We start from the raw sequence: 11,663 nt of genomic DNA, 5'->3' as shown, positions 1-11,663 counted from the left end.
GATATGCTCTTCAAAATTGAAAATAATCTATCTGATTGGTATAATTATTAGCCGACTTGCGTAAGTAAGTTGTCTATTCAATAACTAAGCACATAAGGTTAACCGAGTGAAACATACCTCAATCCCTCAAGCGGGTTTATATGACCCTGCGTTTGAAAAAGACAGCTGCGGATTTGGACTCATTGCGCACATTGATAACAAACCGAGCCACTGGCTGATTAAGACGTCCATCGATTCGTTAGCTCGATTAACCCACCGTGGCGCCATCGCAGCAGACGGCAAGTCAGGTGATGGCTGTGGTTTGCTCCTTAAAACGCCAGAAAAATTCTTTCGTGCAAAAGCACAAGAGCTTGGCGCGACACCGACTGAATTGTTCGCTGTTGGCATGGTCTTTTTAAGCCAAGATGCGTCTAAGGCTGAGCAAGCAAAACTAATCCTTAAAGAAGAAATAGAAAAAGAAGGGCTCACTGTTATTGCCTGGCGAACTGTGCCAACCAATACAGAAGCATGTGGTGAACAAGCCTTAGCAACCTTGCCTTGTATTGAGCAGGTATTTGTCAATGCAAAAGAGGGGATGGATAATGCAGCAATGGATTGTTGCCTATATATTGCAAGACGTCGTGCTGAAAAGCGGATAGAACAAAACGACGAGATGTTTTATGTGGCGAGTTTGGCTTCAAATGTCATTTCTTACAAAGGCTTGGTAATGCCAGAGTTTTTACCGGTTTTTTACCCAGACTTAAATAATCCAGAGCTGGAAAGTTCACAATGTGTTTTCCATCAGCGATTTGCAACGAACACATTTCCACAATGGCGTCTAGCTCAACCGTTTAGGTTTCTGGCACATAATGGTGAAATTAATACTATTCGCGGTAATAGAAGCTGGGCGCAAGCACGTAGCTATACGTTTGAAACGCCTTTAATACCTAATATGGATGATATTCGACCTTGGGTTTCGTCCGTAGGCTCAGACTCAAATAGTCTGGATAATATGGTGGATGGTCTGATTGCTGGCGGCATGGATATTTTCCGTGTTATGCGCCTGCTCGTCCCACCAGCATGGCAAAATGTTCACACTATGGATCCTGAACTGCGTGCTTTCTATGAATATTCATCCATGCATATGGAGCCTTGGGATGGCCCTGCAGCCATTGTGCTGACAGATGGTCGTCATGTAGCGTGTTGTCTCGATCGAAATGGCCTACGCCCTGCTCGTTATGTGATTACTAAGGACCGTCATATCACCCTGGCGTCTGAGGTGGGCGTGTATGACTATAAGCCAGAAGACGTTGTGCAAAAAGGTCGCTTAAAACCGGGCGAAATGTTAGCTGTGGATACAGAAAAAGGCGAACTGATTACGCCGAAGGAAATTGATGACCGTTTAAAGGCTCGTCAACCGTACAAAGCATGGTTAGCTGAGCACACTAAAAAACTATGTACAGAAAGAGATGATGATCCACTGACTTTGGCGCCATTAGATAAAGCAACTTTACAGGTGCATGAAAAGCAGTACCAGTTGACTTTTGAAGAGCGAGATCAAGTACTTAAAGTGTTGGCAGAAGCAGGCCAAGAAGCAATTGGTTCAATGGGTGATGACATCCCCATGCCTGTTTTATCAACTAAAATTCGTAGCTTGTATGATTATTTTAGACAGCAGTTTGCACAAGTAACGAACCCGCCTATTGACCCTTTGCGTGAGCAAGTGGTTATGTCATTGATGACAAGCTTTGGTCGGGAAAAAAATCTATTTGAAGAGTCGGCCGAACATGCGCACCGCTTAGAAGTGGGTTCACCGGTCTTATCAGCATCAAAATTTGATGTACTGCTGTCAATGACAGATTCGTCATATAAAAGCGCGGTTATAAGTTTGCAATATGACTTGTCTGTGTTTAATTTAGAAAGTGCTATTCAGCATATATGTCAGCAAGCTGAGGAAAAAGTTCGTGAAGGTAATGTTGTTATTGTCTTAAGTGACAGAGGGTTAGCAGCGGGCTTTTTACCAGTACATGCCTTATTAGCGACGGGTGCTGTACATCATCATTTGGTCAACGTTGGTTTGCGTTGCCAGTCAAATATTGTTGTTGAGTCGGCTACGGTCCGAGATCCACACCAGTTTGCAACGCTTATTGGTTACGGTGCAACGGCTGTTTGTCCATATCTTGCCTATGAAACGCTGAACGACATGCTGGAAACGGGCGATATAACTGGTATTGAAGAAGATGTGTTGGCTCAGAATTACCGTAAGGGTATCAATAAAGGGCTGTACAAAATACTATCTAAAATGGGTATTTCAACAATTGCTAGCTATCGTGGCTCGCAGTTATTTGAAATTGTTGGGCTGCAATCGGCAGTTGTTGATACCTGTTTCAAAGGAACCACCAGCCGCATTGAAGGGGTTGGTTTTGAAACGCTAGAAAATGAGCAAAAACAACTCTCTAAAGTAGCTTGGAACCCACGAAAAAGTACTGAACAAGGCGGTTTGTTGAAATATGTTCATGGGGGGGAGTATCACGCTTATAACCCAGATGTTGTCAACTCTTTGCAACAAGCGGTCCGTTCAGGTGATATTAGTAAATACCGTCTGTATGCTGATGAGGTGAATCACCGTGCACCTGCCTCCATTCGCGATATGTTTAGCTTGAAGTTAGATGAGAAAAAAGCTATTTCTATCGATGAAGTAGAGCCCGCAGAAGGCTTGTATACACGTTTTGATACAGCTGCAATGTCATTGGGTGCGTTGTCACCTGAGGCGCACGAAACATTAGCTATTGCAATGAATCGTTTGGGTGGCCGTTCAAATTCTGGTGAAGGGGGTGAAGACCCTGCAAGATTTGGCACTGAAAAGCTGTCAAGAATAAAACAAATTGCATCAGGGCGCTTTGGTGTAACACCACATTATTTAGTTAATGCCGATGTCCTGCAAATTAAGGTTGCTCAGGGTGCTAAGCCAGGCGAAGGTGGGCAGCTGCCGGGTGATAAAGTTAATAAAATGATTGCAACGCTGCGCTACTCTAAGCCAGGCGTTTCACTTATTTCACCACCACCACACCACGATATTTATTCAATTGAAGATTTGGCTCAGCTTATTTTTGATTTGAAACAAGTGAACCCAGAAGCCCTTGTGTCGGTTAAATTGGTTTCAGAAGCGGGTGTTGGAACGATCGCCGCAGGTGTTGCTAAATGCTATGCCGATTTAATTACGATTGCGGGTTATGACGGCGGTACAGGTGCCAGCCCACTAACCTCAGTACGTTATGCTGGAGCACCGTGGGAGTTAGGGTTAACTGAAACGCATCAAACATTGCTTGCAAATGATCTAAGAGACAAAGTTCGTCTGCAAACAGATGGGGGGCTAAAAACTGGTCTAGATGTTATTAAAGCGGCTATCTTAGGTGCCGAAAGCTTTGGTTTTGGTACGGGCCCAATGGTTGCTATGGGGTGTAAATACCTTCGTATTTGTCATCTTAATAACTGTGCGACAGGCATTGCGACACAAGATAATGTACTTCGCATGAAACATTATCACGGAGAAGTAGAGTATGTGATGAACTACTTCCGCTTCCTTGCTCAAGAGGTGCGCGAATGGTTAGCGAAACTGGGCTTTAAAAAACTTGAAGACATCATTGGGCGAACAGATTTGCTTGAGCAAATTGAGGGACTAACAGATAAGCAAAGTGGCTTAAAACTACAGCCTATCTTGGATTATATTCCGGGCAATGAAACGAAAGCACAGCACTGCATTACGCCACAAAATGATCCGTTTGACGATGCCGCATTTGCTGAAGGAATAGTGGTAGATGTGCTGCCAGCAATCGAAGCAAAAGCGGGTGGTTCGTTTAGATATACGATTAGTAATATTCACCGGTCTATTGGTGCTCGCGTATCAGGTGAAATCGCGAAACGTTATGGCAATAATGGCATGAGCGATGCCCCTATTGATATTCACTTTAGCGGTTCAGCAGGCCAAAGTTTTGGTGTGTGGAATGCGGGTGGTCTAAATATGACACTTGAAGGCGATGCGAATGATTATGTTGGTAAAGGTATGGCCGGTGGTAAACTGGTTCTAAAAGCACCAGCAAATAGCATGTTCGATAGTCATGATTCAACCATCATGGGTAACACCTGCTTATATGGCGCTACCAATGGTAAATTATTTGCAGCTGGCCTAGCAGGAGAGCGTTTTGCTGTTAGAAACTCTGGCGCAATAGCGGTTGTTGAAGGCATTGGAGACCATGGTTGTGAATACATGACAGGTGGTGTTATTGCTGTCTTAGGAGAGGCCGGCATTAACTTCGGGGCAGGAATGACGGGTGGCTTTGCATTTGTATTGGACGAGTCACGTACGTTTGTCGACAGATATAACCATGAATTGGTAGATATTCATCGTGTGTATACAGAGTCAATGGATGCACATTGTGGCTATTTACGCCGTTTAATAGAAGAGTTTACAGTCGAAACAGGCAGTAAAAGAGGTCAAGATATACTTGATAATTTTGCTGATTATATACAACACTTCTGGCTGGTTGCACCTAAAGCGGCTGACGTTAAATCGCTATTAGATTCAATAACCTCATAAGAAGTTTAACGTAGAGAAACACAGATAAAATGGCTAATAATTTTCAATTTGTTGACGTACCTCGCATTGACCCAATAAAGGTGCCTGCGAATCAAAGAAAACAAGAGTTTAAAGAGATTTATGGTGAGTTAGATGCAGAGCAAGCAGCCGATCAAGCTGATCGTTGCCTACACTGTGGAAACCCATATTGTGAATGGAAATGCCCCGTGCATAATTACATTCCAAATTGGCTTAAACTGATTTCAGAAGGTAAGGTTATTGAAGCGGCCGAGTTGTCGCATAAAACTAATTCATTACCGGAAATTTGTGGACGCATTTGCCCACAAGATAGGTTGTGTGAAGGCTCCTGTACGCTAAACGATGAATTTGGTGCTGTTACTATTGGCTCTATTGAAAAATATATTTCTGATGAGGCTTTCAAACAAGGCTGGCGTCCAGACCTATCAACGGTCAAACAGACGGGTAAACGCGTAGCGATTATTGGTGCAGGACCGGCCGGTTTAGGTTGTGCCGATATTCTTGCTCGTAATGGTGTAAAGCCGGTGGTTTATGACCGTTACCCTGAAGTAGGCGGACTATTAACTTTTGGGATACCTCCGTTCAAATTAGAAAAAAGCGTGGTGAAAAACCGTCGTGAAATTCTAGAAGGTATGGGTGTTGAATTTATATTAGAGACAGAAATTGGCAAAGATGTGCCATTTCAGCAATTACTAGACGAGTACGATGCTGTTTTCCTAGGGATGGGTACTTATAAATTTATGAAAGGTGGTTTTCCGGGTGAAAACTTAGAGGGCGTGCATGAGGCACTTCCATTCTTAGTGTCTAATATCAACCGCTTGATGGACTTAGAAGGCGTTAATACCATCATGGGCGATGAGTTCATCGACATGAAAGGGAAACGAGTTGTGGTGCTCGGTGGTGGAGATACGGCGATGGATTGTAACCGTACAAGTATTCGTCAAAATGCACAAGAAGTGACTTGTGTTTACCGTCGTGATGAAGAAAATATGCCGGGCTCTCGTCGTGAAGTAGCAAACGCAAAAGAAGAAGGTGTTAACTTTCTTTGGAATCGTCAACCGGTAGAAATTATTGGTAAGGACAAGGTTGAAGGCATTAAATTAGTGACCACCGAGTTAGGTGAGCCAGATGCACGCGGCCGACGTAGCCCTGTTGTAATACCAGGCACGGAAGAAATCGTACCGGCTGATAGTATTATTGTGGCTTTTGGTTTTCAGCCAAGTCCAATGCCATGGTTTGCAGATTTTGGTATAGATCTTGATGAGCGTGGCCGTGTGATAGCACCAGAGCATAATGAATTTGGTTATCAGACCACCAATGAAAAAGTATTTGCTGGCGGCGATATGGTTAGGGGGTCGGATCTTGTTGTTACGGCTGTTTACGAAGGTCGTGAGGCCGCCCAAGGCATCCTTGATTACTTAAACATATAGTCTTCATTACCCTATTTTAGCAACGCCAATACACGGCTTTTACACTTAAGAGTATTAAATAATGACCACGTTAAAAAATGATTTAATGTTAAGAACATTGCGTGGTGAAAAAACAGAGCGTACGCCTGTTTGGATGATGCGTCAGGCGGGCCGATATTTGCCTGAATACCGTGCGACACGCGCTCAAGCGGGTAGTTTTTTAGATCTGTGTAAAAATGCAGAGCTTGCTTGTGAAGTCACTTTGCAACCGTTGGAACGTTATCCAATGGATGCAGCGATCCTATTTTCCGATATTCTGACAATCCCAGATGCTATGGGTTTAGGCCTTTATTTTGAAGAAGGCGAAGGCCCTCGGTTCGAACGTACTGTGCAAACGGCAGCGGATATTGACAAGTTATTTGTACCCGATCCGAATCAAGAACTTCAGTACGTAATGAACGCTGTTTCAACCATTAAAAAAGGGTTGAATGGTGCTGTTCCATTAATTGGTTTTTCCGGTAGCCCATGGACCTTAGCTTGTTACATGGTTGAAGGAAGTGGGAGCAAGAACTTCGCAAAAATTAAACGCATGATGTACGACACCCCCGAGTTGATGCATCGTTTGCTCGACATCGTTAGTCAATCGGTAATAAGCTATCTACAAGCTCAAATTGAAGCGGGCGCACAAATAGTCATGGTGTTTGATACCTGGGGCGGTAACTTATCAACAAAAGATTATGAAACATTTTCTTTAGCCTATAGCCGAAAAATTTCACACACCCTACAAGCAACAAACCCAAGCGTACCACGATTATTATTTACTAAAGGTGCGGGTGTTTGGCTAGAAACTATGGCGGATGCTGGCTATAACGGCTTAGGAGTTGATTGGACAACAGATTTAAAGCTAGCACGAGAGCTCACGAAAGATAGCGTTGTACTGCAAGGGAACCTTGACCCAACAAGCTTGTATGCTAGCCCAGAAAAAATCCGTCAAAAAGTACGTGACGTATTGGCCGATTATGGTCACGGGCATAAACATATCTTTAACCTAGGGCACGGAATACTACCTGACATTAATCCAGAGCACGTGAAGGCGATGATTGATGAAGTACATCAAAGTAGCCCCGCGTACCATCAATAATATTATTTTTGGTTTATAGTTTACTGACGGGTGACTGAATTGGACTACGACGATAAACCCAGAATAGAAATACAGTATTGCACCCAATGCAGGTGGTTGTTACGTGCGGCCTGGTTAGCACAGGAGTTACTGACAACGTTTGAAGAAGAGCTCGGTGGTGTTACTTTAATACCAGCGAGTGGGGGCACTTTTGAAATAAATGTACATACTGAAGAGGCGACAAAGCATATCTGGTCGCGAAAGCAAGAGCAACGCTTTCCCGAGGCAAAAGAAGTTAAGCAACGTATTCGTGATTGTTTATTTCCTGATAAACCATTAGGGCATTCAGATGTTAAAAGCCCTAGTTAGGGCTTTTGGTTGTATTTCTTTGTTCATGCGCAGGACTGCTTTTACTATCGTACTCAGTCATATGCTCAAGTAGCTAAATTTTACTATAGGTAATTAATTAAGAAAGCAAGAAGTTAGTCAGCTTGATTACTTTCGCTTAGACCCTTCGGTCTCCCCTTTTATCGCCAGCAGTTTGTTAATGTGGCTGTTTTAGCGCCAGTTTGGTCATAAGTCATTGTTCCACACTTGTCCGATGCTTGAGCATTTTGTGGTACAGCTTGTAGTTCAAAAGCAGTTGCCGTGGGTGTTGATGAAAATGAATAATTATAATCAGCATGAATAATACCTGGCTCTAAGGCCGGGGTGCATCCTGCTACAGTTGCACAGGCAGCGGATGATATAGGGTCACTCGTACCATTTAGTATTAAATACGAGTTATTTTCAGTGAAACGGCGCTCAAGAAAATTAGATAATTTCAGCAAGTCAGATTGCGCTGTTGTACGTTTATTGGTACGAGTATTTTCCACATACGAAGGGTATGCTATTGATGTCAAAATAGCGATAATAGCAACAACAATCATTAATTCAATAAGGGTAAAGCCGTTTCTAGTTTTCATAATATGAACTTGTTACAAGAGTTTATCTTAATTGACGCCATGATTGTCTGCCAGTAGGGCTACCAGAGGACTCTTTGATCATGTCTAAATTACCGCTAGAGCCACTTGAGTATTTACATTCTGTACCATCATCGCAAATAACGACACCCGGCGTTTTAATAATGCCAAGGCCATCCTTACGTATACCGCTGGTAGGGATATTATCTAGAGCATCAATGTTTCCGTCTCCATTAGTGTCGTATATTGCTACTAGGTCAAGCAAGTCAATAACACCATCATTATTAATATCAAAAGGCGAGGTATCAAGGCGACTTCCATTAACAGCATCTAATTCCATTAGCCAGCTTGAGCCACCAGAATTACATGGGTTAGGGTCAGGTATTAGAGTAACAAATATGATGCGCCCATTTCTTAGTAGAGGGGCAGCGATCACGCGCTCACCTTCTGGACCATTACCATTATATGGGGAGGCAATGGGCACATTTAGATCCATATACCAACCATCTTTTGTTGTGTAGTCAACAGTTGTGTTCGATGTTGCACGTAAATCGATAAGTGTTGAGTCACTTGGGAGTGGGTTAGAAGGTGTTTGTATAACGTTAGAAGCTGTTACCTCAAAAGTTTTTTCTGTTAGGATTTCTTGTTGTAGTAAATTTGTACGGCTTGCAACAGCCGAACCTTGGTCTCTAATGCCATAGAAAGTATGTATTTGAGGTGATGGGCCAACAATTTGGTCATTAACGGCATAGTATTTACCAGTGCCAAAGTACACCATTAAACCACCGCTAGGGTGTTTGCCAACTTGCGGTTTAGCGGTAATGGGTTGTGGGGTTCCAGAGCCATCAAGAGCTTGGTATAGTGGTGCAGGACTAGGATTTGTACCATAAGCTACTTTCCACGTACTTGTATTGTTACCAGAGACATCGAATTTCCATAGATTACCAAGCAAGTCACCAGCATAAATACTATCAGTAACTTTATCACCATCTTCATCAACTGCAATAGGGGTAGATAACCCATTAGGGTTACCTGCACTGCCGACACCAGTATCAATTTTTTTAAGTATATGCCCAGTTTGAATATCAATTAAGAATAAAACGGCGGAGTTGTTTGCACTTTCGTAACCGTTAGCAACCACAGCAGCCCAGCTGCCATCTTGCATTTTAACTATTGATGCCTGAGGCAATGTGTAGCCGAGATCAGCAGCAAAAGAACCTACATCTGAGGGGTTTGGGGCTTGAGCATCTGAAATCTCCCATAAAACATTACTGGCCGAAAAGCTGGATGGGTTTGTAACGTCTAGGGCGAATAGACCTTTGCCACCAGCACCTAGAGTGGTGACTAGAACTGAATGCCATGCACTACTAAAGTAAGCGTCTCCACCACGGGGAGCGCCGTCAACAAAATACCTGTGGGGAATACAGCCAGCACCCCCGCAGCCATAAAAAGGGTCTGTCAAAGTACTCAGTGCTCCGATAGTTGCATCAGGTACGTAGGAAAATAATTCGACGCCCCTAGAAGAATATGAGGAATCAGTAGGTTCTGATGTTGCATTAACAGCATGTAACATGCCGTCATTAGCTGAAAAGTATACGGCAGGGGTTCTAGTAAGTTTGGCAGTTAAATGAGCAGGGTAGGCGGAAGCCTCTGTCGTGTTAGCTAACTGAGTGTAACCAAAGTCTTCAACATGACCTGAAAACCATGGGTCGGAGTTAATTACATCACCTAATAAAGACACACGGTCTCTAAATGGGCCACCATTATTTTGTTCGTTGGAGGTATCACCTCGAATATAATCGGTTCTATTTGACCCTAATGTATCTGTTGTGCCAGATGAATCTGTGTCCATCAGTAGTTGTTGGGTAGTATTGAGGTTAGCGTATTCAAAGATAATGCCCGTAGAGCTACCACTGGTAGAATCGTAAGAGAATATATTTCGGCTGTTTTCAGCAGGTATAAGTGTTGAGGCATCCCATGCTTGTGAGCCAATACTTCCATCATTATTTAAATTAAACGCTAATAGCTGCCCTGTCCATGTTGCGCTATTAAAGCGAGCCTGGAAGATGTAGGAGTTAGTATCTAGGCGTGTAGAATTAGTAGCAACTGATGATGCAGAAGAGGTCAGTGCCTCAATGTTAGTAAAGGCTTGGTTAAGAGCGGATACAAGTTTGTCTGGTTCAGTCGCTAATACATAATTATCGGGTTCGCCATCGCTGTCGGCATCCCATTCGGCTGTTGACGTACCTGGCGTACCATTATTAGGGTCTGCGTCATCATTGTCGTCAACAAAACCACCATACTTTCCAGCAAGCCACAGCATGTTCATTTGCCCTAGTAAAGGATTGGAGCTGTATTCTTGAGAGTCCACCATAAAGGTAGATATAGTTTGTTTACCGGCGAAGTCGGTTGTTGCGCCTAAATTTCCTGTGGCGCCGGTACGAATATCTTCTGTATTAGCATAGTAAGCAAGGCCTGCAATATAGTAAGAATTTTCCTTTGGTGAATAAGGGGCTGTGCCCATTACTTCACCTAACCCTGGAATTATTTTTGCGGTATTAGCCATGTCGCAATTAAGTGCTGTACAGCCAACAACTTGAGCTGTACCGGTTAGTCCCTCTAAGTCACCAACAGTATTGGTAAGGTCGGTCACATCGATGTCTGAATCAGGCGTGGTAGGTTCGCCATAATCATCACTAATATTTGTGCCATTAAAACTACTGGCCGTAAAGTGAGTGCCAGGCAATTTTTTATCTTTCCAAGGATTGGCATCGTTAATGCCGATGATGAAATTATTTTGGCATTCATATTGAATTGGATCTTCCCATCGACTGCCATCTAAAATAGGGAATCCACCATTAGCACCTGTAAGGTATTCTGCTGTTGGACCAAGATTTTTAAAGTAACGAATAGATTCATAAAATAGTTCGCTAGCAGGATCGTTCCCTTTATAACCAGGGTCGCTGAATTTATTTAAATAGGTAATAACACCTGATAAGGAAACACTACTTGCTACCGAATCAGCAGTGTTTGCATTGGTGTTAATAATGCCTGTTGATAAAATCTCTGCAAGGGGATTAGTCATTGTCCCGCCAGAGCCATCTGGCATGGTTGTGCCGACATATTTCATATTGGAGCGTAAAACGCCCCCATCTATTCCGTTACCACTGGTGTTGCTGTAACTCGTTACACCAAAACGCATATGGCCTGCATTCTTTTGTATTAAGCCCTCAGGCTTGTAATAACTGCCACTTCCATAAGGAACGCAGTTAGCTTCTAAATTACTGCTACTTTCACACACTTTGATGTGTATGTTGTAGGTGCTGCCACTTAAATCATTGGCGTTAATTGATGTACCAAATTTAACACCGAAGGCTTCATTACGAATATATACAGGAACAGACCAAGGCGTTACCGTAGATGGGTTTACGTTTCGAGTAGACTTAATAAGTTTACGGGGAAACCAGTTGTCGTTGTCTTGTTTTCGGGTTCTACGAATAACTGTTTCAGTTGTACTATCGACTACACGGTTGCCACCTGTCATCGTCCAGACAAACATATCCATGGCTGTCATGGTG

The 11,663-nt window shown here is 43.2% G+C and carries 6 protein-coding genes; 4 read left to right on the top strand and 2 right to left on the bottom strand.

Translation table 11 applies throughout. From position 1 onward, the window contains the following. Positions 1 to 106 precede the first annotated feature (106 nt). From gltB to KUG63_RS00390, 4 genes are all read left to right on the top strand, one after another. A complete protein-coding gene (gltB, locus tag KUG63_RS00405) occupies positions 107 to 4,576 on the top strand; it encodes a glutamate synthase large subunit (RefSeq protein WP_287553616.1) in 4,470 nt (1,489 codons plus the stop codon). A 29-nt stretch (positions 4,577 to 4,605) separates the two neighbouring features. Continuing rightward, on the top strand, positions 4,606 to 6,024 hold the full coding sequence (locus tag KUG63_RS00400; RefSeq protein ID WP_015004874.1) for an FAD-dependent oxidoreductase: 1,419 nt from the start codon (positions 4,606 to 4,608) through the stop codon (positions 6,022 to 6,024). Between the two features lie 61 nt (positions 6,025 to 6,085). After that, positions 6,086 to 7,144 (top strand): uroporphyrinogen decarboxylase, encoded by a 1,059-nt coding sequence (gene hemE / locus KUG63_RS00395; protein WP_287553611.1) that lies wholly within the window; start codon positions 6,086 to 6,088, stop codon positions 7,142 to 7,144. Positions 7,145 to 7,174: 30 nt separating this feature from the next. Further along, on the top strand, positions 7,175 to 7,492 hold the full coding sequence (locus KUG63_RS00390; RefSeq protein WP_020931781.1) for a SelT/SelW/SelH family protein: 318 nt from the start codon (positions 7,175 to 7,177) through the stop codon (positions 7,490 to 7,492). A 158-nt stretch (positions 7,493 to 7,650) separates the two neighbouring features. Here KUG63_RS00390 and KUG63_RS00385 read toward each other — a convergent pair whose 3' ends face one another. Continuing rightward, the gene (locus KUG63_RS00385; protein ID WP_073024138.1) at positions 7,651 to 8,088 is read right to left on the bottom strand and encodes a type IV pilin protein; all 438 of its coding nucleotides are present in this window, start codon (positions 8,086 to 8,088) and stop codon (positions 7,651 to 7,653) included. 22 nt (positions 8,089 to 8,110) lie between these two features. Then, on the bottom strand, positions 8,111 to 11,663 hold a 3,553-nt coding region (locus tag KUG63_RS00380; RefSeq protein ID WP_287553609.1), incomplete at its 5' end, for a pilus assembly protein.

The sequence above is a fragment of the Cycloclasticus sp. genome, assembly GCF_019090545.1.
GTDB lineage: Bacteria > Pseudomonadota > Gammaproteobacteria > Methylococcales > Cycloclasticaceae > Cycloclasticus > Cycloclasticus pugetii.
This window is presented reverse-complemented; position numbering and strand designations above follow the sequence as displayed.